The 21,810-nt window shown below is 56.0% G+C and carries 19 protein-coding genes; 8 read left to right on the top strand and 11 right to left on the bottom strand.

Annotated elements, in window-relative coordinates; translation table 11 throughout:
• The first annotated feature begins 3 nt into the window (after positions 1-3).
• Positions 4-1,068, top strand: a complete 1,065-nt coding sequence (locus tag RT613_RS12640; RefSeq protein ID WP_313615820.1) for an HD domain-containing phosphohydrolase — start codon at positions 4-6, stop codon at positions 1,066-1,068.
• Between the two features lie 120 nt (positions 1,069-1,188).
• Here RT613_RS12640 and RT613_RS12635 read toward each other — a convergent pair whose 3' ends face one another.
• Positions 1,189-2,595: an adenylate/guanylate cyclase domain-containing protein gene (locus RT613_RS12635; RefSeq protein WP_313615819.1), complete on the bottom strand. Its 1,407-nt coding sequence runs from the start codon at positions 2,593-2,595 to the stop codon at positions 1,189-1,191.
• A 315-nt stretch (positions 2,596-2,910) separates the two neighbouring features.
• Between RT613_RS12635 and dinB the strand changes: the two genes are divergently transcribed.
• The 5 genes from dinB (at position 2,911) to RT613_RS12610 (ending at position 7,736) form a co-directional block, all read left to right on the top strand.
• Positions 2,911-4,002 (top strand): DNA polymerase IV, encoded by a 1,092-nt coding sequence (gene dinB / locus RT613_RS12630; RefSeq protein WP_313615818.1) that lies wholly within the window; start codon positions 2,911-2,913, stop codon positions 4,000-4,002.
• Between the two features lie 116 nt (positions 4,003-4,118).
• Complete coding sequence (locus RT613_RS12625; RefSeq protein WP_313615816.1) at positions 4,119-4,637, top strand: 2'-5' RNA ligase family protein; 519 nt, start codon at positions 4,119-4,121, stop codon at positions 4,635-4,637.
• 235 nt (positions 4,638-4,872) lie between these two features.
• The gene (locus RT613_RS12620) at positions 4,873-6,651 is read left to right on the top strand and encodes an EAL domain-containing protein (protein WP_313615814.1); all 1,779 of its coding nucleotides are present in this window, start codon (positions 4,873-4,875) and stop codon (positions 6,649-6,651) included.
• Positions 6,652-6,658: 7 nt separating this feature from the next.
• A complete protein-coding gene (locus RT613_RS12615) occupies positions 6,659-6,883 on the top strand; it encodes a hypothetical protein (protein WP_313615813.1) in 225 nt (74 codons plus the stop codon).
• A 244-nt stretch (positions 6,884-7,127) separates the two neighbouring features.
• Positions 7,128-7,736, top strand: a complete 609-nt coding sequence (locus RT613_RS12610; protein ID WP_313615812.1) for a J domain-containing protein — start codon at positions 7,128-7,130, stop codon at positions 7,734-7,736.
• 375 nt (positions 7,737-8,111) lie between these two features.
• On the opposite strand, the gene RT613_RS12605 is transcribed toward RT613_RS12610, so the two are convergent.
• A complete protein-coding gene (locus tag RT613_RS12605; RefSeq protein WP_313615811.1) occupies positions 8,112-8,456 on the bottom strand; it encodes a gamma-glutamylcyclotransferase family protein in 345 nt (114 codons plus the stop codon).
• 147 nt (positions 8,457-8,603) lie between these two features.
• Here RT613_RS12605 and RT613_RS12600 point away from each other — a divergent pair, with 147 nt between their 5' ends.
• Positions 8,604-9,428 carry an arginase family protein gene (locus tag RT613_RS12600; RefSeq protein ID WP_313615809.1) on the top strand — a complete coding sequence of 275 codons (825 nt, stop codon included), beginning with the start codon at positions 8,604-8,606 and terminating at the stop codon, positions 9,426-9,428.
• 233 nt (positions 9,429-9,661) lie between these two features.
• On the opposite strand, the gene RT613_RS12595 is transcribed toward RT613_RS12600, so the two are convergent.
• From RT613_RS12595 to RT613_RS12555, 9 genes are all read right to left on the bottom strand, one after another.
• Complete coding sequence (locus tag RT613_RS12595; RefSeq protein WP_313615808.1) at positions 9,662-10,423, bottom strand: siderophore-interacting protein; 762 nt, start codon at positions 10,421-10,423, stop codon at positions 9,662-9,664.
• A 263-nt stretch (positions 10,424-10,686) separates the two neighbouring features.
• Positions 10,687-13,083, bottom strand: coding sequence for an aldehyde dehydrogenase family protein (locus tag RT613_RS12590; RefSeq protein ID WP_313615807.1), 2,397 nt, complete (start codon positions 13,081-13,083; stop codon positions 10,687-10,689).
• An 11-nt stretch (positions 13,084-13,094) separates the two neighbouring features.
• On the bottom strand, positions 13,095-14,054 hold the full coding sequence (gene deoC, locus RT613_RS12585; protein ID WP_313615805.1) for a deoxyribose-phosphate aldolase: 960 nt from the start codon (positions 14,052-14,054) through the stop codon (positions 13,095-13,097).
• 19 nt (positions 14,055-14,073) lie between these two features.
• Complete coding sequence (rbsK, locus tag RT613_RS12580) at positions 14,074-15,000, bottom strand: ribokinase (RefSeq protein ID WP_313615803.1); 927 nt, start codon at positions 14,998-15,000, stop codon at positions 14,074-14,076.
• Positions 15,001-15,025: 25 nt separating this feature from the next.
• A complete protein-coding gene (locus RT613_RS12575) occupies positions 15,026-16,108 on the bottom strand; it encodes an aldose 1-epimerase family protein (protein WP_313615801.1) in 1,083 nt (360 codons plus the stop codon).
• 4 nt (positions 16,109-16,112) lie between these two features.
• Positions 16,113-17,111 (bottom strand): ABC transporter permease, encoded by a 999-nt coding sequence (locus tag RT613_RS12570; RefSeq protein WP_313615800.1) that lies wholly within the window; start codon positions 17,109-17,111, stop codon positions 16,113-16,115.
• Between the two features lie 14 nt (positions 17,112-17,125).
• Positions 17,126-18,103, bottom strand: coding sequence for an ABC transporter permease (locus RT613_RS12565; RefSeq protein WP_313615799.1), 978 nt, complete (start codon positions 18,101-18,103; stop codon positions 17,126-17,128).
• A gap of 13 nt (positions 18,104-18,116) precedes the next feature.
• Positions 18,117-19,616, bottom strand: a complete 1,500-nt coding sequence (locus tag RT613_RS12560; RefSeq protein ID WP_313615798.1) for a sugar ABC transporter ATP-binding protein — start codon at positions 19,614-19,616, stop codon at positions 18,117-18,119.
• 71 nt (positions 19,617-19,687) lie between these two features.
• Positions 19,688-20,734: an autoinducer 2 ABC transporter substrate-binding protein gene (locus RT613_RS12555; protein ID WP_313615796.1), complete on the bottom strand. Its 1,047-nt coding sequence runs from the start codon at positions 20,732-20,734 to the stop codon at positions 19,688-19,690.
• Between the two features lie 389 nt (positions 20,735-21,123).
• Here RT613_RS12555 and RT613_RS12550 point away from each other — a divergent pair.
• A partial coding sequence (locus RT613_RS12550) for a DeoR/GlpR family DNA-binding transcription regulator (protein ID WP_409558818.1) occupies positions 21,124-21,810 on the top strand: 687 nt, incomplete at its 3' end.

Here is a 21,810-nt window from a genome sequence, read left to right as displayed (position 1 = left end):
CAGATGCGTATTCTACTGGTGGACGATAACAAGACAAACCTAGCCCTGTTGACCCAATTGGTAGAGCGACTGGATGGTTGCGAGGCCGTGCCTTTTATAAGGCCGGATCTTGTGCTGGAGCAGGCACCGCAACTCGACTTCGATATCGCAATATTTGATTTCCAGATGCCTGGCATGAACGGCATTGAATTGATGAAGGCACTCGTGACCTTTGATCAACATCGTGAAAAGGCATTTGTTTTTGTCACGGGTGACACCGATCTGGACACACGGATGACCGCTTTAAATTGCGGTGCAATCGATTATCTAACCAAGCCGATCAACCCATTGGAATTCAGCGCACGGGTGCGAAATCTCATCGCGTTGGCAGATGCCCGCAAAAAGCTTTCAAATCATGCTGCCTGGCTCAAATCTGAAGTCGACAAGGCAACGGCGGAACTGAAAGAGCGCGAGCATGAAATCATTGACCGACTGACCATGGCAGCGGGCTACAAGGATCCTGAAACTGGCAAACACACGCAACGCGTTGGTGCCTATGCCGAAGCCATAGCGATCGCCTATGGGCTGGAACCAGACCTGGCCACTGATATTCGTTGGGCCGCGCCCATGCACGACATAGGCAAGGTCGCTACACCCGACGCGATACTCTTGAAAAAGGGCAAGCTGACGGACGACGAGTTTAACGAAATGAAACAACATGCGACCATCGGCTATCAGATACTTGCCGGGTCAAAGTCGACGTTGTTGCAGCTTGCAGCAGAGATTGCTGGAAACCATCACGAACGGTGGGATGGAACCGGATATCCGCAACAAAAGCGCAATTTCGACATTCCTCTGTCTGCCCGAATTGTGGCGATCGCTGACACGTTCGACGCATTGACTGTGGCAAGACCTTACAAACAAGCCTGGAGTTTCGAAGAGGCATTTTCACACATCGTATCCTGTGCGGATTCACACTTCGATCCAGCCTGTGTGGTCGCCTTTACTTTTGCGAAATCCCGCATTCGAGAAATAATGCATAGCTATTCGGATTCACCACAAGAATATATTCAACTCGAAGCTGGCTGATTGGCTCCTGCGGTTGCGCGAACAGACATTGTGACGACTGATTGGACAGGATTTTTGCAATCCGCAAGTATGGCCCATAATGGAATGGCGACCGGGAATTTCGGCGACAGGCAAAATAACTCACGACAGCGCAAAAATCCTCACCTCATGCCCGATGCCGTGCAGTTCCTCCATGTTCGACACCGAAGTGATGCCACCATTGCGGAGGATTTCGGAAACATGGCTGTCACCGATGATCGATTCCGTTGCCATGATCACATTGGGATCGGCAAGGCCCTGCACGCGGGAGGCGATATTGACGGTCTGGCCAAAATAGTCCTGGCGGTCATTGAGGTTGACGGCGAGACATGGTCCCTCATGAATGCCGATCTTCAACAGGAGATCGTCACTGCCATGTTCAGCGTTTAACCGACGCATCGCTTCACGCATCTTCAGCGCGGCTGCCACCGCGCGGTCGGGGCTCGGAAAGGTCGCCATCACCGCATCGCCGATGGTCTTGACCACGGCTCCGGCCTCTGTCGCAACGATTTCGTGCAGCACCTTGAAATGCGCACGCACCAGATCGAAAGCGGGAAGATCACCAACACGCTCGTAAAGCGCGGTCGAGCCGCGCAAATCGGTAAACAGAAACGTCAGGCTGGTGATCTTGAGGCGCTGGTCGACATCGAGCGTATCGGTTCGATAAATATCGCGAAAGCTCTGGTTGGTCAGCAGCCGTTTGGCCGTCAGAAAGGCACGGCGCTGGCTCAAGAGATCGTGCAGGTCATCTCCCGCAACGCAGACATTGGGCACCACCCGGCGATCGGTATGGTTTTCGAAGGTGAGCCGCAGTGGGCCAGGATGCAGGGCAATCGTTTCGTTCAGCGTATGCGCCTGGCTCAGAAACATCGAGAGATTTTGCCGTTCATCGGTCGGTTCACCCTGCACGTCAATGAATTGTGCCGAATGGGTGACGGCATCAAAAATGATCACAAACTGTGCCGGCAGTTGCAGAGAAACGAAGGCCTTTTCGCCGGGGGCGAGTTCGATCATCTCCAGCAGGATACGTTCGAACCGCGCCTCCAGATCGTCCGGCAGGTCCATGCCGGAGCCGAAGAAGATCTGGCGGTAATATTCAAGCGGCGGCAGCCGATCGGGGTCATGCGCTGCGATCCTGCGCACTCTCGGGCTGACGGTGAACGTTACCTCGACCATTTCGTCGAGGGACGGTTCATAACCGGCGGCGCAGAGCGCACAATGGTAGGTGTCCTGAACGACGCGCTTGAGGGTGGTGCCACTGTCAAGCACGCAGCCACATCCTGGACAAAGGACATTCCAGGTCATCTCGAATGCGCCTATGCGCGCGGCATGGAGAAACGCCGCAATGGTTTTCTCCTCGTCGAGATGATGTTTACCGGCAAAGGCAAGCGCATTGATGCGGTTGAGGTCACGATCTGCGCCATGTTTGACGACGGTTTCAATGCAGGCGACCGTGTTCGGATCAGCCGCCTGTCGCAGATTGGCAAAAATCACGTCCATTTCGCTCATGAGACAAGTCTCCGTGTGCAAGACCACGGCGGACGACGCCAGGGTCGTGATTATATCACGGGAGCTTATCAATAGAAATCGATAGGTCTTGGGTGACCCCTACCCTTATCTGATTAGTCGCGGGGTCGAGCGAGCAACCAATCTACCCCCTCTGAACAGGTTCGTCACCGGTCGGGACATCAAGGTCGTAGACGACGGCTAAAACATCCATTGTCCAATCGACCTTCAAAGGTTCACGATTGCGGTTTGTCGCAAAACTGCTATGTTCTTTTTTTGTTCCAGACAACACAAGCAGGACTGTTTTCAGTTTGCGCCATGAGTGACACCGCACGGTTGAGAAAAATAGTCCATGTGGACATGGATGCCTTTTACGCCTCCGTCGAGCAACGGGACAATCCTGACCTGCGCGGCAAGCCGATTGCCGTCGGCGGTGCGGCCGCCAGAGGCGTTGTCGCCGCCGCAAGTTATGAAGCTCGCAAATTCGGGGTTCATTCTGCCATGCCGTCGGTGACGGCCGCCCGCAAATGCCCTGACCTGATTTTCGTAAAGCCGCGCTTTGAGGTCTATCGCGCCGTCTCGCAGCAGATCAGGGAGATTTTTGCCGAATATACGCCGCTGATCGAGCCACTTTCGCTTGATGAAGCCTATCTTGATGTCACCGAGAACCTCAAGGATATGCCAATCGCCACCGAGATTGCGCTGGAAATCCGGGCAAAGATCAAGGCAGCAACCGGGCTCAATGCATCGGCCGGGATTTCCTACAACAAGTTTCTCGCCAAGATGGCATCCGATCTCAACAAACCAAACGGCCAGGCGGTGATAACACCAAAGAATGGGCCTGGTTTTGTCGAGCGACTGGCAGTCAAGAAATTCCATGGCGTTGGGCCAGCCACCGCAGAGAAGATGCACAGGCTGGGGATTGAGACCGGCGCAGACCTCAAGGCGCAGTCATTGCAGTTTCTGTCTGAGCATTTCGGGAAATCAGGCCCCTATTTCTATGGCATTGCCCGTGGGATTGACGAGCGCCAGGTTCAGCCTGACCGGGTGAGAAAATCCGTCGGTGCTGAGGACACGTTCATGCAGGACATTGACGATCTCGCGTCGGCTACCAGCGAGCTGAAACCATTGACCGAAAAGGTCTGGAGTTATTGCGAAACGAAAGGGTTCAGCGGCAAGACCGTGACCGTGAAGATCAAATATTCCGACTTCACGCAGGCGACACGCAGCAGAACGACAGCCCTGCCTTTCGCCAACAGCAATGACATTCTGGAAGCGGCGGCAGGCTTGCTGGCCACGGTCTACCCGTTCAAACGACCTGTTCGGCTTTTGGGGGTGACGCTGTCAGCGCTGACCAATGAAGACATTGCTGCAAATACAGACCAGAAACAGCTCGGATTTGATTTGTGATCGAGGCCAGGCTGCCCAAAACGGCAACGGTGCAAGCTCATGCCTTCGCTTGAAAGTTTGCGCGGCTGCAAAAATAGTGCAGTCTTGTTATAGCCAAACAGCAGCAGGACCCGCGATTGAAAACCCGCCAACCGCTTATTGTCACGGCCCGGATCACCGATAGTGACCTCGAGCCGTTTGATCGTCTTCGACAGGCGCATTTCCCAGCGGATCGCAATTTCCTGCGCGCTCATATGACGATGTTTCATCGGTTGCCTGGTGAATACGAGGCACGGATTGTCGATACACTCAATGGCATCGTTCAAAACACCGATATGATGATCGCCGAAGTCAGCGGTGTCAGGCATCTCGGTGCAGGCGTTGCCTATGCCATTACCTGCCCGCAATTGCTCGACATCAGGGCGACGATAGCGGCTGAACTGATCGCGTGGCTTGGTCCGCAGGACAGACAGAAATGGCAACCGCACATCACGGTGCAGAACAAGGTATCGAAACAGAGGGCTGACGACCTCTACCGCAACTTGAGCCACAGCTTTCAGCCGCATCCGATCCACATATCAGGGCTTGATGTCTGGCAATATCTTGGCGGTCCATGGCAGCACACGACAACGGTGCAGTTTGGTCGAGGCTCTTGAAAAGGCATGGAAGGCTGTTGGCAACATGGTTCTCGCAAGAGCCTGCGCCACGCCGTGTGGATTTGGCCCTATCAGCGATCATGCAACGCCCGCCATGAAATCAAGGATGGGGAACTCCACCTTTGGTCCGTGTCACATCTCAAAAGCGCGTGATAATTTGTTATCGTTCATACTTTTCTATCGGAACTGGTTGTAAGTCCGCAGGACTTCCAGTTGTCGAGCCACATGAGCGATTATGACGAGCACGTTTCTGCCCTCCATAGAAGATTTGCTGGCTGCGGCCGAGGCAAGTCAGTTCGTGCCGGCGTTCCAACCTTTTGTTGATCTGGAGACACACAAGACAATTGGTTTTGAGGTCCTTGCACGCTGGATGCATCCTGACCTTGGCGTGATCGGTCCGGATGTTTTCATCCCCAAGGCGGAGATCGCAGGTGTGATCAATTCGATCACATTACAGGTCATGGAAAAGGCATGTCGTGAATTTCGCCAGGCCAAAAATGATCTCACACTTGCCCTGAACCTCTCCCCCGTCCAGTTTCGAAATGCAGAGATTGTTTCCCCCATCTGCAAAATTGTCGCAGATGCGGGGCTTCTTCCCTCGCAGATCGAAATAGAGCTGACGGAAAGCGCGCTCATCGAAGACATCGAAACAGCGCAAGAGGTTGCGAACCGCTTCAAGGTTGAAGGCTTTTTATTGTCCCTCGACGATTTCGGAACCGGGTTTTCAAGCCTCACACGCCTGCACGCATTGCCGTTCAACACGCTTAAAATAGACAAGCAGTTTGTGGGCAACATGGAAAACAGCCCGCCCAACCGACGTATTGTCTCCTCTGTCATCGATCTCGGCCAGAGCCTGGGCATGAGTGTTGTCGCAGAAGGCATTGAAACCGCGCATCAGCTCAATTTACTGCAGCGCATGGGATGTAATGTCGGTCAGGGATTTTATCTTGGCCGCCCATCCATCGGGACATTGCCAACCGATCTTCGTTACCCCTTGGGCTGCGCGTCGAAACGCTCGTCGGCCGCATCGCGGTATCAGCGGATGTTTCATTCGCAGGCCATTTATGAACACAGCCCAAGTGCGTTGGCGCTGCTTGATGCAGACGGGCGGCTTTTGCGCATGAACGATCAGTTTGCGCATATCATGCACTTTGTTGGAAATCAGGCGATAGGCTCACGCCTCGCGGAGCATTTTGACGACAAAAATTGCAGCAAGATCACGCAAATACTGTCCCATCTGAAGCGCGGTCGTCAAATCCGCCAGCAGGAGTTGCACGTTCGCCGATCCGGCAAGACCTATGTGGTCAATTGCACACATGTTAGAGATGATGATGGCGATTTCATCGGCTTTTCACTGGCTCTGACGGATATCAGCCGCCTCCGGCAGGTTGAGGAGGTCTTGAAAGCCGATGAAGGGTATGCCCGGTTGCTCGGCACGGAACAGAGGCTCCACATTATCTGGGCGGCCAATGAGGCTGGCACCGTTGAATATCTGGGGCCGACCCTCACCGCGACGGAAAGCGTCAGCATGGAAGATCGTATCAAGGACTGGTATGCGCGCATGCATCCAGACGATCATATCAGGGTGCGTAAAAAGTGGCTGGAATGGTTGCCGTCCAAGAAGCCTTTTGAGGAACATTTCAGGGTTCTTGATGCATCCGGCCATTGGCGCCTTGTTAGAAGTACCGCAAAACCCAGTTTCAATGAGCACGGTCGGGCGGAGAGCTGGATTGGCCTGATGACAGATGCCGCCGACCCATCATCATCCGCACGCAGCGATGGTAAATTTGAAAGCAGCCTTGCGCTGACAAAACTCAGCGCCCAGCAGCTCGATCTTCTGACGTGGGCAGCCGCTGGGAAATCAAACACCGATATTGCGACCATCACCGGGCTGTCGCGACGGGGCGTCGAATATCACATGGAGCAGATACTCAAGAAACTGGGTGTCGCGAGCAAGGCCCAGGCGGCAGCCCTGTTGGGCCGGCACACATCACCGCGTTCATCGAACACATAAACCAGTGGTGGAAGAAACCACGGCTGCAAGCCATGGTCTTGCCCGCGAAGTCTCGTCGCTGAGCCAGTTGCTTGCGCAGTTCAAGACGACATCGGATGTGGCAAAGACGGTAGAGGTAGCAACCTCATCGCATCGCCTCCAGCAGGCATCGCCGGTTCGCTCGCTGACCAGCAAGATTGCGACAGCTTTCGTCGGTAATGCAGCCGTCAAAACGGACTGGACGGAGTTTTGAGGCTCACGCTGCAAAGACAGTCTGCGTGATCTGAATAACCCTGAAATAAGGGGGCACCACTCTCTCATGAGGTTGGTGGCCCCGGCCCGCAAGGCCTCACCCTTGCCGCAGATCTGCTTGACGACGGTGCAACACTCGCCCAAAAATCTGCATAATTTGGCTTGGGCCTCTTTTCTGATAAGCCTTAGGCAGGTATTTGACCTGCTTTCTTGATCGTATGATCCCGATCAACTTATAAGGCCCCATGACTTCTGATTCAAAAATCTTCGTTGGCCTCCGGTCAACCAAAAAGAAGGCGGCTTCGCCGTCCAAATCGCTCGGCCACAAATGTCAGTGGGACAATTGTGAAAACGAAGGTGTGCATCGCGCCCCCGTCGGAAGAGACGGCGAAGGCCTGTATCTTCTGTTCTGTCCCAAGCACACCAAGGAATATAACAGCGGTTATAATTTCGCGACCGAGCTGTCCGACCCCGTGGTTGCACGCTATCAAAAAGAGGCGGCGACTGGTCTTAGAAAGACCTGGGGTACGGCGGTTAACCGGCCGTCGGAAGCACCTCTTCCTTCGTCTGCCCGTTCAGGCTCTGCCAAGACAATCAATGCCCGCAAAAATGCCGAGCAGCGACAGAAGGAAAAAGCTGACCTTCAGCAACGCAAGTTGAAGGTGCTTGAGGCGAAAGCGTTTGAGACCCTCGGTCTGACGCAGGACGCCACGCCTGACGAAATCAAGGCGCGCTACAAACAGAAGCTCAAGCAGCATCACCCGGATGCAAACCAGGGCAACCGCAGCTCTGAAGAGGAGCTTCAGGCAACGATCAATGCCCACAAAATCCTCAAGCTGAATGGCTTTTGTTGAGACAGCGACCTGGGCCGCACTGCTGGCACGGTAAAATTTCTGACCGCGTAATCGTCTGGGCGTGGCTTTGAGCATTTTGCTGTCAAAGCCGCGCCCCATCATTATCCTGCACGGCCTGCTGATTACGCTTTGAAATCAAAGCCTGCTCGGCAAGGTCCATGGTGACGCCCGCCGATGGGGCCAGACACCGCAAGTCTCTCGCGATCCTGGTTTTGAAACGGCGGCTTGGAATTTGGTGATGAGCAAGGTCGGCCGCCGCATCGTGCTCATCGCTGCCGATTCAACCCTTTTCCCTGGCTGTTCAGGGGAGATTAACCGGCAGCGACGTGAACTCAACTTACAACAAATTGGACCGGCGGGTCATGACAGCAAGGGTCACGCCTTGACGTAAACCCAGGCGCTGATCCCTGAGGCCAGTACCACCTCAATGCGCTTGTAGTCAGCGACTTCGTAATCGTCGGCCGCTGCAAGCTCTGCCTCGGTCATCCGGAAGACGGTTCCGGATACAGTGTCTTGAGGGTCATTTGAGGGAATGACGATCGGGTGGAATTTTTCGCCGCTCTTTTCAAGAACGTCCGGATCGGTAATTTCAACCATCTCCTTGCGGAAGCCCGGCATCGTGTCGGGATGCCCTGTTAGCAAACGTCCGAAAGACGACAGTTGCACACTCTCCAACTGCAGTGTCCCGTAGGAGAAAAGATGGACAGTGTCCGTCGTCATGTTGTGACCCCTTTCATTGCGTGGAAACCAGTGATTGCAATTATCGTTACCAGCGATATATCCAGATAGACATAACGTCCATGACCGCCATTTGGCAATTCCGCTGGAGAATTGACGAGGCGATCATCCAACCACCGGGAGTCTGGTTTGTCATTTGAATTTGTTGTTTCGCAGGGCCGTGTCGCAGACCGAAGTGCAGGTGCCATCAAAGGGGCGGAGTTGGCCGCCGGCGCCATTCAGCACAAAACCGGACTGATCCCGCTTATTGTCGGCACACCATCGCCGCCCAGCTGTGACGACTGGACTGACAGTCTTCCGGCCGCCCGCAGGACACTTGATGCTCTGCAAAAAGCGACAATCGCCATTTTCGCGCGTGGTAACAGACCATTGATCGTGGCCAACACCTGCTCTGCAAGTCTTGCCACGCTGCCTGTCCTGGCAGAACACCATCCTGATGCGGTGGTTCTGTGGATCGATGCTCATGGCGATTTCAACACGCCAGACACGACAGCAAGCGGTTATCTCGGGGGCATGGTACTTGCCGCGGCCTGCGGCCGCTGGGACAGTGGCCTTGGCAAGGGCATCAGACCGGCACAGGTGCTGATCGCCGGGGCACGTGACATCGATACGCTGGAGGCAGAACACCTGCAGGAAGCGGGCGTTCAGGTTCTGTCACCTGCACAGACGCAACCGCAGACAATCAGGCAGATGATTGGCAAGGCACCGATCTGGATTCACATTGATTGGGATGTCCTGGAACCGGGCTTCGTACCGGCAGCCTATGCCATCGCTGACGGCCTGCTGCCCGCCACCCTGCGCGACATATTGCAGGCCATCCCACGCGACCAGATTGTCGGTGTGGAACTGACAGAATTCGAGGCGTCCCAGGATGACAGCGAAAACGCGTCATACCTCGCCCATCTGCTCGACATCGTCTCGTCGTTGTTGCCAAGTACCGCCATCGCCGCATGAAACAAGCCTTGCACATGATCGAAACGAACCGACAGGAATATCAGCCGAAACGATGAGCGATGTACGCCAGATCGTCCAGCCTACATCGCTACAGCATGACGGGAGCGTGCAAAGAACACGCGCAGGCAATGTGCCTCTTCGACAACAGAAGCGCGTCGCAATCTTGGCCGACCTGCCTCTTGCAGGCGAGGTCCCTGCAAGAGAGCAATAAAGGTCGCCCTTATCTCACGATGTCATTCAAATTTTTCGTGGGAATCCGCCTTGCCCTTGACCCAGTAACCGGCAGCTTTTGTCCAGGATAGTGGGTGAGCCCGCTGTTCCAGGAGGTAACGACGCAGTTCCCGTGTCACCATGGCTTCAGCCGCGATCCAGACGAAGGTTTCCGGCAGGATTTCGATATCCTGCAGTTTCTGAAGCAGTGGCTCAGCATTGGCGGCATCGGAAAGCGGCCTGTGCGCCCAATGAATGTCGAGATTGGCCTGCGACACGAAATCCTGCTGTTCGTCTGGTCCGGTCACTGCAATCAGCGCCGTGATGTTCTGGCCCGCACGTGCCTCTTCGATACGACGCCCAATGGCTGGCAGCGCCGTTTCATCTCCAATCAGCAACCAATGGGCAATATCGGGTGAGACGACAGCAGAGCCTTTGGGGCCGCCGATGGAAAGCGTATCGCCCACCTGTGCTTCAAGTGCCCATAGGGTTGCCGGACCTGCCTCATGCAGGGCAAAGTCGATGACGATCGTTCGTGTGGCGGGATTGTAGGATCTTGGCGTGTAATCCCGGCGCTCGATGTCGCCAGTCTCTGCCGGGATGAAAATCTTGATGTGGTCATCGGGCGCGAGGCTGACAAAGTCAGCCGCAGCTTCACCGCTCAGGGTTATCCGCAGCATGGCAGGCGTCACATGTTGCTTGGCGACAACCACAAGGTCGCGCCGCTTCAACTCATGGCGGATGCGTTCGATTTTTGGTGCAGGAGCAAATACGTCGGTTGGCAATTTATGTCCTTTCAGAGGGCCGACGGATCGATCTGCAGGACACGGTCGCGCAGATCAGAACCGGGAAAGCCCGTTTGATCATGCGCGTTGAGTGACGTTAACGCTTACGTGCCAAGCACTATGCTCGACAGTATGCCTGTCAAATAGGACGGAGACTTATGTTTTGCAAGGCAGCAGAATGATCGCTCACCTTCAAAAACATGCGGGGCCGGTGCGGCCCCGCAAATTCGCGCGTATGATGTTCACCGTCCCGGCAATGCCGGTCAGGCTCCGTATGGCACCCAGATGTTTTTCACCTGAACGGCCCGGCGCAGATAGTCACGACCCTGCGCTTCGGCGCGATTTTGCCAATCCGGCTGGCGGCCATTATTGACCCAGGTTGCCTTGAGGTTACCGGCCGATGCCTTTTCGACCATCGCACTGCCCTCGCCCGAACCGAAGTACCAGACGGCTGCCACCTCATCATGTTCAGCCAGTGTCTTGGCCAGCACATCACGTTCGCCGGTGACGATGTTGATCACGCCGCCGGGCACATCCGATGTGTCCAGCACCTGATAGAAATCACCGGCGATCAGTGGATGTCGCGACGACGGGATGACAACAACGCGGTTACCCATGGCGATTGCCGGCAGCACCAGCGATACCAGTGACAGAAGCGGCGCCTCGTCAGGGCAAACGACACCAACAATGCCCCATGGCTCATTCATGGCGAGCGTGACGTGACGCGATTTGGTCGAATGCACGGCGCCATCAAACTTGTCGGCCTGCGCAGCGTAATAGGAAATACGACGCAGGGATGCCTCGAACTCCTCCGTTGCCTTCTTTTCGCTGACCCCGGTGCTTTCAACGATGCGTGCAATGAATTCCGCGCGCCGTGCATCAAGGTTTTCTGCGAGATAATAGAGAACCTGCGCACGGTTATGGGCGGTGGCAGAACTCCAGCTTGTTGCCTTGGAGGCGGCTTCCACGGCGTTGCGGATATCCTTGCGGTTGCCGATACCCGCCATACCAATCACGACACCGCCCTTGCCTGTCACGGAGTAGCTGTAGCCACCGTCCGGACGGGCCTGCTTGCCGCCGATATAGTTCTTCATGGTGCGGTCGAGACCATCGATCGCCGTCTTTGTATCACCTGAAGGCAAGGCAGATGGTGTGAAAGCTTCAAGGGCCTTGGCAACCGGCAGGCTCTTTTCCCAATCGGCAGCGAGATATTCGTAGAGACCCTCACGCGCACCTTCGCGACCGAAGCCGCTTTCACGGTAACCACCAAAACCAGCACCGGCATCCAGCATGTTGGTGCAGTTGATCCACACCACGCCTGCCTTCACACGGGCGGCCAGATCAAGCGCGACATTGATGTTTTCCGACCAGATCGAGGCGGCAAGGCCATAACGGGTGTTGTTGGCCAGAGACACCGCTTCATCCGGTGTGCGGAAGGTGGTGGCGGCTGCAATCGGGCCAAAGATTTCCACCTGGCACACGGTCGAGGCCTGATCGACATCGGTGAAGAAGCCGGGGGCGATATAATTGCCCTTCGCTGGCAGCGGGTTCTTGCTCTGCCAGAGTTCGCCCCCTTCATCCACGCCCTTGCGAACCAGATCGGTGATGCGCTTGACCTGCGTGGCGGAAACAATGGCGCCGACATCCGTCGACTTGTCGAGCGGGTCACCAACGCGCAGCGTTTCAAGCCGCTTTTTCAGGCGAGCGTAAAATGTCTCGGCAATGCCTTCCTGCACCAGCAGGCGGGAACCGGCGCAGCAGACCTCACCCTGGTTGAACCAGATGGCATCAACCACACCTTCAACCGCAGCATCGAGATCCGCATCTTCAAAGACGATGAATGGCGACTTGCCGCCCAGTTCCAGCGACAGTTTTTTGCCCGAACCGGCAATCTGTTCCCGGATGACCCGACCGACCTGGGTCGAACCGGTGAAGGCGACCTTGTCGACACCCGGGTGGCCGCAAACTGCGGCACCGGTTGAACCATCGCCCTGAACAATATTGACAACACCGGCTGGAAGACCGACCTCATGGCAGATTTCGGCAAAAGCAACCGCTGTCAACGGCGTCAGGTCGGCAGGTTTCAGCACAACGGTGTTGCCGGCGGCCAGTGCGGGCGCAATCTTCCATGCCAGCATCAACAGCGGGAAATTCCACGGAATGACCTGACCGCAAACGCCAACCGGTGAGAAGCCACGGAACTCGTCTTCGACCATCTCTGCCCAACCGGCGTGATGGTAGAAGTGGCGGGCAACAAGCGGGATATCGATGTCGCGGGTTTCGCGAACCGGCTTGCCATTGTCCATGGTTTCCAGCACCGACAAGAAACGTTCGCGCTTTTGAACATGACGGGCAATCGCGTAGAGATAACGGGCACGCTCATGGCCGGACAGTTTCGACCACTTGCCGAAGGCGGCTCTGGCAGCCTTGACCGCCTGATCGACGTCTTCGTCATTGCCGCAGATGATCTCCGCCAGGCTTTCACCATTGGCAGGGTTCGATACGGCAATCACCTTACGGCCTTCGGGAGACACGAACCGGCCGTTAATATAGTGACCGAACGTGCGGCCGTGCTTGTCGAGCCACTGCTTCACATCGCCGTTGGCCTCAGGAGAAGGTCCATATTCCATGGTTTGCAAAATGTCCTTAATGGATACCATTTTTTCAGTCCTTATGCGGCAGCGTGATGATGAGCGCTGGAGTAGCGGCCGGTTACAAAATGTTCGAGCTGCCGCTCGATATCACCGAGCATCGAGCTTGCACCGATGCGGAACAGGTCAGGTTCCAGCCAGCGATTGCCAAGTTCTTCCTTCATCAGCGTCAGCCAGGACAAAGCGTCCTTTGCCGTCTTCAGCCCGCCCGCAGGTTTGAAACCGACCATCTGGCCGGAGAGTTCGCCGTAGTCGCGCAGCGCGCGCACCATGGTCAGGCTGACCGGCAGCGTCGCATTGACCTCTTCCTTGCCGGTGGAGGTCTTGATGAAATCAGAACCCGCCTGCATGGCCACCATGGATGCACGATAGACATTGGTAAGCGTATTGAGATCACCGGTGGCCAGAATGGCTTTCATATGGGCATCGCCACAGGCTTCGCGCATCGCGGCAATCTCGTCATAAAGTGCTGCCCAGTTCTGCGTCAGAACAAATTCGCGGGTAATGACGATATCGATTTCCTTCGCACCCTGCTCCACCGCATAGCGGATTTCAGCAAGGCGTTGCGGCAGCGGTGTAAGACCGGACGGAAAACCTGTCGCTACTGACGCAACGGGAATATTGGTGCCTTCCAGTGCCTTGACGGCATGGGCAACCATGGTCGGATAAACACAGACAGCACCCGTCGTGATGCCAGCATCGGCAAGGCCGAGCGCCTCAAGAATATCGTCACGCACCGGTCGCCGTGCTTTTGCACACAGGCGGCGGACACGTCCGGCAGTATCATCGCCGGACAAGGTCGTCAGGTCGATGCAGGTGATGGCCTTGATCTGCCATGCAACCTGATATTCCTTTTTGATGGATCGACGGGCCGTTATGGTTGCTGCGCGCCGTTCAGAGGCACTGCGATTGACCGATACATCTTCAAACCATTCCGGTTTGAGCGCCGTGCCATTGTTTCTGGGAAATGTTTCGCTCATGTTCTGTCCATTCTTTGGGTCAGGCTGCGCCATGTTCGCGGCAAAATGCCTCGAACTCTTCGATGCTGGCATAGGCCTTCTGTGTTCCGGGACGGGTGATGGAGTGGGCCGCGTACAGCGACGCCTTCTTCAGTGAGGATACGACATCGCCCGTTTCGGCATAAAAGCGGGCAAAGGAGCCGATAAATGCATCGCCTGCACCGGTGGTGTCTTTTGGCGTGACCTTGACGGGTTCGATATTGACGATTTCGGTGGCGGTGATCATGCGTGCGCCGCGTCCGCCCAGCATCACGGTGCGGATACCACGCGCAATCAATGAACGGGCAGCTTTGACAATGTCGTCATCAGTGTCTGTTGGCAGGCCGGAAAGCAGGGCCAGCTCGCTTTCATTCGGCACAAGGAACGTCACCTGACGAATGCGCTCCGGATCAAGATTGGCAGCAGCAGGTGCCGGGTTGAGAATTGTTTCAATGCCGTTTTCAGCCGCAAAAGCAATGGTGTGGTACACGGTCTCGACGGGCACTTCCATCTGCATGAGGATGAGGCCGCATTGCTTCAGGTCATTGGCCGCCTTGTCGACTTCCGCTGGCAGAAGATCGGCATTGGCGCCCTTGACGATCAGGATCGAGTTTTCGCCGGATTGCTCCACGAAAATGGGTGCAACGCCGCTGGACTTGCCTTCGACCTTGCCGACATGGCGGGTATCGACGCCAAAACTTTTCAGATTGCGAATGGTGTTGTCGGCAAAAACATCATCGCCAACCCGCGTCACCATCATCACGTCAGCGCCGAGGCGGGCCGCAGCAACCGCCTGATTGGCGCCCTTGCCACCACACCCCATTTCAAAGGTTGGCGCTTCGAGCGTTTCGCCTGGACCTGGCATGCGGTCCACATAGGTGATGAGGTCGACCATGTTGGAGCCAACGACCCCGATTTTCTTGCTCATGATGAACGTCCCTGAATATGCTGTTTCAAAGAGTGCCTATCCTGGCGCCGAACTGATCGGCGGCGGCACGGTCGAGATAACCGAGCCGCACGGGGAACATCTTACGTTCGCCCGGCGAGAGGATTTGCACGTTGTTTTTGGCTTTTTCCGCCAGATAACCCTCGGGTTCGCAGGTCGACGGCAGCGCAAATGCCGCCACCTGTGAATCGCCGTTGACGAGAACCCAACGGACCGTCTTCGGGAAGGCGGCAAGCGGATAGGAGATGGCAAAACCATCACCCTCACGTCGCTGCATCATCAGATGGGTATGCCCCTCTGCATCAGCTGGCAGACCGTTGATATAAAACACCTGCTCGGGATCGTAGCGTTGCGGCTCGTCCAGCACTTCCATGGCGGAGGGCTGTTTTGCCAGCGTATCGAGAAGCGCCATATAATCCGGATTGGGTGTGACGTGGCCCGGCACGGCGGTGCGCACCTTCACCTGCTCCGGCGTGTAAGGCACCGGTTGAACGATCCGTGCACCTTCGGCATAGGCAAAGTTCACATGACACATATACATGAGGTCCATGGGTGCCGATGACAGGTTCTGGATGTCCATGACCATGTCGAAAAGCGTATCGTCGGCATGCAGCGTTACACTGGGGCGGGCCAGATAATTGGCGCCAAACCCCATGACATATTCATATTCACCGGTGCCCCTGACATAAGCGCCTCGATCATCATGACCGATCACGAAACCGGCCTTGTCCATCAACGCACAGGGCATTTCACCATGCAGGGCATGATTGTCCTGCGGTGACGGGCAACCGTTGCGCAGCATGCCGCTGTGAAACGCAAAACAGCCATAGGTCTCGACGATCGAACCGGCCGGTCGCGGCATGGCAAAACGGCTTCCCATGGTCAGATCGACGCCATTGAATTCCACGCTCCAGACCATCTGCCCCATGAAAGGCAGGATGACGATGCGACCGTGGCGGTTTTCCAACTGTAGCGCTTCGATACCGCTGGCGTAACGAAAGGTCGTAACCTTCAGCCCGTCGGCAGCAGCCAGCAGATGCGGGACCTCGGTGAAGTCCTGCTTGCGGAGATGAAATTCTGTCGCCTGCATGGGATCACCTGCCGGGGTTGCGCCATGCATTGATGGCGATGACGATGATGAGGAATGCGCCCCAGATGAAATCGATGAGATGGTTGGAGAACCGCATCATCTGGAAGCCGGAGGAAAGCAGCATCAGTGCAATCAGGGCAATGGCAATGCCAAGGACGCGCCCTTTGCCGCCAGCCGGATTGGTGCCACCAAGAACCGCGATCAACACCGCCTGCAACAGGTAGGATGCGCCGTAATCGGACTTCGCCGCATTGGTGCGACCGGACAGGATGATGCCCGCCAAAGATGCCAACACACCGGTCAGCATGTAGGAATAGAGCATCATGCGATCCTTGCGGATCCCGGCAAATACCGCTGCACGCGGGTTGGTGCCGATCAGCATGAGATTGATGCCAAGCGTCGAGCGCGTCAGCAGCACAGCGACAATCAGGCAGACCACGATGAACAGGATGAAGGGTGTAGCGATGCCAAGGATCTTGCCATTACCAATCCAGTTCCATGCATCGGGAAAACCGACAATGGCCGGACCACCGGTCATGACGAGTGCCAGTCCCATCAGCACCTGGCCGGTGCCAAGGGTCGCCAGGATCGGGGTGATACGCAGTTTGGCAACCAGCAGGCCATTGACCAGGCCGGCCACCAGACCAACCGCCATGGCAAGCAGAATGCCAAGGGCCGTGTAGAATATCATGCTGGAGGTGGAAGACTGGCCTGCCTGAACCATGGTGGAGTGGAAATAGACACCGGCAATGATGCCCGCGAGATTGGCAATGCCAACCACCGACAGGTCAATGCCGCCTGTCAGCATGGCAATCATCATGGCGATGGAGAGGATCCCCAGTTCCGGCATGATGTAGCTGATGGACTCAAAATTGTAGTAGTTCAGGAACTTGTTGGGGTTCATCCACGTCATCAGCGCAAAGACGATGACGGTGATGACAAGCAGCTGAATGATGTTGTTGTCGTTGCCGAGAAGCCGGCGCATGTCGAACGAATTTTTCATGATGCGCTCTCCCGTCACGCTATGCTTTTACGATCACGCCATGCGGTGATGGCGGTGGCGACGATGATGATCAGGCCGACGACGACCTTCTGCCAGGTGGTGTCTACCTTCATGATGATCAGTGAGTTCTTGACCATCACCAGCATGAACACGCCCATCAAGGTGCCGAGAACCGTACCGCGACCACCAAAGATCGACGCGCCACCGAGAACCACGGCCGCGATCACATCCAGTTCCAGACCAACGAAGTCACGCGGGTTTGCAAGCCAGATCATCGAGGAGTGCAGCAGGCCCGAAAACCCCGCCAGCGCGCCAGCAACGCAGTAGACAAAGAAGATGGTTGCACCGGTGTTGAACCCGACACGTTTTGCCGCCTCAGGCGAACCGCCATAGGCATATACGCTGCGCCCCATCATCGTGTAGGTGAGGATGAGGTGAATGACCAAGGCCAGCCCAAGATAGACGAGGAACATCGCCGTCAGACCGAAGGTCGAACCGGTGGCCGAGGTCAGCGAAATCACGTCGGTCTTGCCAAAGCCGATCAGTTCCTTCGGCATCTTGTTGATATTGACGATGCTGGTGCCAACAACGCCGAGAACCAGGCCACGCACGATCGAACCGGTGCCCAAGGTCACAATCAGCGGGATCATCTTGAAGCGGTGAATGATGAAGCCGTTGAATGCGCCGAGCACCAGACCGATCAATGTCGCAGCGATAAAGGGAATGAGAACGCCATCATAACCGAGATAGACCATGGCGCGCACGGTCAGATACATCGCGGCAATGGCAAAGGCCGTGAACGACACGTCGATACCGCCCGAGATCATCACCAAGAGCACACCAAGCGCCATGATGCCGATGACGACATTGGAACGCAGCAGACCAAAGATGTTGTCGAGTGACCAGAAGGCCGGGTTGATGAGGCCGATGATGACCATGGCTGCGAGCAGAACGCAGGCGATGATAAATTCTGTGCTTTTGACGAATTTCATGGTGTTTGACCCCTCAATTCAGCGTCTTGAGCCGGTCATTGACGGCGTCTTCAGTCATGGTGTCTCCCGACAATTCACCCACAAAACGGCCCCGGTGCATGACCAGCACGCGGTTGCAGTTCTGCACGAGTTCAGGCACGTCATCGGAAATCATCAGCACGGCCAGCCCCTCTTTTTCGGCGAGATTGCGGATGATGTTGTGGATCTGTGCCTTGGAGCCGACATCGACGCCAACCGTCGGACCGTTGAGGATCAGCACCTTGGCACCGGTCAGCAACCAGCGGGCAAGAACCACGCGTTGCGCATTGCCGCCGGAGAGGTGGTTGACCGGCGTATGCGGTCCTGGCGCAACGATCTGCATGGCTGAAAACATCTCGCGGGTCGTGTCATCGGCCTTCTTGCGGTTGATGAACAACCCGCGAACAAATTTGTCGATTGATGTGACAATGATATTGCGTTCGATCGACTGGGTCAGGAACAGGCCCTCGGTCAGTCGGTCTTCCGGCACATAGGCAATGCCGCCGGCAATGCCATCCTGCACGGTGCGGGGATGAACCTCACGACCTGCGACACGCACGGACCCGGTAAAATCAGGCCGCATGCCAAACAAAGCAAGCGCAAGTTCGGTACGGCCCGAGCCGATCAGGCCGGAAATCCCGACGATTTCACCCGGCCGGAGGGTCAGATTTGCATTTTCCACTGCCCCAGGAACGGAGAGATTTTGGACGTCCAGCGCCGGCGTATCTGCTCCCGCTTGCGGTACCCAGTGATAGCTGTGGGCAGCAAGGTCCTGGCCTGTCATGGCGCGGGTGATTGCCGGCTCGTCAAATTCTGAAATTGGGCCCTCGGCAACCTTCTTGCCGTTGCGAAACACCGTCAGGCGTTCACTGATTTCAAGCATTTCACGCATCTTGTGGCTGACGAACAGCACGGCGATGCCCTGCGCCTGAATATCCCGCACGATCTTGAACAGCGCGTCGACCTCGTGGCGCGTCAAAGCCGTGGTCGGCTCATCCATGATGATCAGACGGGCGTCAGCCATCAAAGCACGGGCAATCGCCACGATCTGCTTTCCTGATGTTGGCAGGCTTTCCACCTCGGCGTCGAGATCGATGGTCACGCCAAGGCGATCCAGCGCCTCTTGCGCCAGGTGGCGCACACGCCGCCAGTCCACCGTCTTGCGGCCTTCCATCAGGAAGGTGTTGATCGACAGGTTTTCGGCCACGGTCAGGTTCCCGAACAACGAGAAATCCTGATAGATCACCTGAATGCCATGGTGAACGGACTTGACCGGATCGAGCTTGCCGACAGGTTTTCCGTCAATCAGGATCTCGCCGTCTTCGGGTGTGTAAACCCCCGACATGATCTTGATGACAGTGGATTTACCGGAGCCGTTTTCACCGGCAAGGCAATGGATTTCTCCCGGCCGGATGCTGAGCGACACATCGTCGAGCGCCCTCACCCCGCCAAACCGCTTGCCGATATGGCGCAGTTCGATCAGATTTTCAGTCATAATGGCCTCGTACAAGGCTGGAAACGCGGATTGAAAGGGAGAGAGGGTTGCCCCTCCCTCCGCGATTGAGATCAGAAGTCGTACTGATCCATGTTGTCCTTGGTCACACCGACCCAGCCTGCGCCGTACAGCAGGTGTGGATTGGTGGCATCAGGAACCAGCAGGCTTTCGTAACCTGGCAGACCGAGATTGAGACCGGCCTTGATCTGGTCGTTCTTCTTTTCAAGAACCGCAACGGCCAGCATGTTCATGGCATAACCAGCAACGGCTGGGTCCCAGAACTGGATGTACTGGATGTTGTCGTCCTTGAGATATTCGCCAGCAACGGAAACCAGACCCGTGCCTGCAAAAAACACCTTGCCCGACAGACCACCTTCAGCGATCAGACGACCAGCACCTGCCGATGTCGGCATTGGCGCCCCCAGAATACCGGTGATATCCGGATAGGTGGTCATTGCTTCCTTGAGCTTGTTGTAGTCGGTGTTGGCGTCATCATAGGTTTCCAGACGCTCGGTCACCAGCGACATCTCAGGGAAGTTGGCCTTCTGGTACTCGATGGCACCATCAACCCATTCCATCTGCGACTTGGAGGTCAGACCGCCGACAGTGGCAACATATTTGCCCTTGCCGCCCATCGACTTGCCAAGTTCCTTCATCAGGTTGGCGCCGTAAGCCTTGTTGTCAAAAGCCTCGATATCGAAATCGACATTCTTGATGTTGGATGCTTCGTGGCTGATGACAACGATACCGCGATCGCGGGCCTTCTTGAGCACCGGCTCAACGGCTTCTACCGAGAACGGCACGACGGTGATGGCGTCAACGCCCTGCGCAATGAGGTTTTCGATGATCTGCACCTGGGCTGCAGCATCGGCCTGACTTGGGCCAACCATCCAAACGTCATTTTCAGTGTCGCCCTTGAACTGTTCAACACCTTCGCGCATGCGGTCGAACCAGGCGATACCATCCACCTTCACAACGGTGGCGATGGTGTATTTCTTGCCGCTCGCCGAGGTGATCAACTCCTTGTTGACCTTGGACGTATCGACGGCGCTTTGCGCAAAAACAGCCGACGCCGAAAGCGTGGCGGCAAGCGCGATGGTTGCGAAAATTTTATTCACTGACAACTCCTCCCTTTGAAGCTCAACAGGCCAGCGCCGTAACCGACTGCTGCACCCTTAAATGTTCAATCTCTAACGTCGGCAATCGCCTGTCGCGCGCCTGACGCCTCCTCACTCCTGCGGAAAAGGCTTCCCATGCCCTGTACCGATGGATCATGCTTGACCCAGGGATCACCACGTGACCCAGAAACCTGTTGTTTTCCTCTCCCGATAATGCGAATTATAATGTTACAATCCGATCATTATGTTTCGATCGTTTCATGTTTGATGTTCCCTTGTCAAGCTCAGCAAAGGGTAATTGCTAAGAAAGTAACATCACAATATGAAGCGCAGATGGGACGAACCCAAACGGAGATACGGTGAGCAGAACAAGTGCACGCAATGCCAGGATGGATGCTCTGGCCCTTCTGGTTCAGGAAACAGGCGTATTGCGACTGCGCGATGCGGCCTCCCGGCTTGGCGTGTCCGAAATCACCATTCGTCGCGACATTGCGACCGATAGCGAGCAGCTAAGCTGCCTGGGCGGTTATATCCTGCCCATTCAGGACGGAGCCGTTGTCAGCGATTACGTGCTGGATCAGGAAAAGGATAGCCACGCCAGCGCCAAAGCGCGCGCCTGTTCGCCAGCAGCAGTGCTGATTGAACCCTACGATACGGTCTTTATCGATTGCGGCACGACAACCCCGCATCTGGCACGGCAGATTCCGGCCAATGCGCACCTGACCGTGATTTGTTATTCGCTTAACGTGGCAGAGGAACTGGCAAGACGAAATGATGTTCGCCTGATCATGCTGGGCGGTGTCTACCACCCGGAAGCTGCTTCGTTTTCCGGTGATGAAGGCATTGAGGTTCTGAAACGCATCAACATCAACAAGGCGTTTCTGTCGGCCGGTGGCGTGGACGAACAGCACGGCGTGACCTGCTCGCATTTCCACGAGGTCCCGATCAAGCAGATGGTCATGCAACGATCGGTGCAAAAACATCTGGTGGTGGATAGCAGCAAGTTCAGCAAGGTACGTGCGGCACGTTACGCGTCGATCAGTGACTTCAATTCGATTATTTCAGACCAAGCTGCC

It is taken from the genome of Agrobacterium sp., from assembly GCF_032092815.1.
Classification (GTDB): domain Bacteria; phylum Pseudomonadota; class Alphaproteobacteria; order Rhizobiales; family Rhizobiaceae; genus Agrobacterium.
The sequence above is the reverse complement of the archived record's forward strand: the minus strand, read 5'-3'. Positions and strand labels throughout refer to the sequence as shown.

What these genes read in the sequence shown, in the direction of transcription:
- RT613_RS12620 (WP_313615814.1), top strand. Translation starts at nt 4,873, where the DNA reads ATGACGAGCACGTTTCTGCCCTCCATAGAAGATTTGCTGGCTGCGGCC.
- dinB (WP_313615818.1), top strand. Translation starts at nt 2,911, where the DNA reads ATGAGTGACACCGCACGGTTGAGAAAAATAGTCCATGTGGACATGGAT.
- RT613_RS12560 (WP_313615798.1), bottom strand. Translation starts at nt 19,616, where the DNA reads ATGACTGAAAATCTGATCGAACTGCGCCATATCGGCAAGCGGTTTGGC.
- RT613_RS12565 (WP_313615799.1), bottom strand. Translation starts at nt 18,103, where the DNA reads ATGAAATTCGTCAAAAGCACAGAATTTATCATCGCCTGCGTTCTGCTC.
- rbsK (WP_313615803.1), bottom strand. Translation starts at nt 15,000, where the DNA reads ATGAGCAAGAAAATCGGGGTCGTTGGCTCCAACATGGTCGACCTCATC.
- RT613_RS12590 (WP_313615807.1), bottom strand. Translation starts at nt 13,083, where the DNA reads ATGGTATCCATTAAGGACATTTTGCAAACCATGGAATATGGACCTTCT.
- RT613_RS12610 (WP_313615812.1), top strand. Translation starts at nt 7,128, where the DNA reads ATGACTTCTGATTCAAAAATCTTCGTTGGCCTCCGGTCAACCAAAAAG.
- RT613_RS12605 (WP_313615811.1), bottom strand. Translation starts at nt 8,456, where the DNA reads ATGACGACGGACACTGTCCATCTTTTCTCCTACGGGACACTGCAGTTG.
- RT613_RS12570 (WP_313615800.1), bottom strand. Translation starts at nt 17,111, where the DNA reads ATGAAAAATTCGTTCGACATGCGCCGGCTTCTCGGCAACGACAACAAC.
- RT613_RS12640 (WP_313615820.1), top strand. Translation starts at nt 4, where the DNA reads ATGCGTATTCTACTGGTGGACGATAACAAGACAAACCTAGCCCTGTTG.
- deoC (WP_313615805.1), bottom strand. Translation starts at nt 14,054, where the DNA reads ATGAGCGAAACATTTCCCAGAAACAATGGCACGGCGCTCAAACCGGAA.
- RT613_RS12575 (WP_313615801.1), bottom strand. Translation starts at nt 16,108, where the DNA reads ATGCAGGCGACAGAATTTCATCTCCGCAAGCAGGACTTCACCGAGGTC.
- RT613_RS12635 (WP_313615819.1), bottom strand. Translation starts at nt 2,595, where the DNA reads ATGAGCGAAATGGACGTGATTTTTGCCAATCTGCGACAGGCGGCTGAT.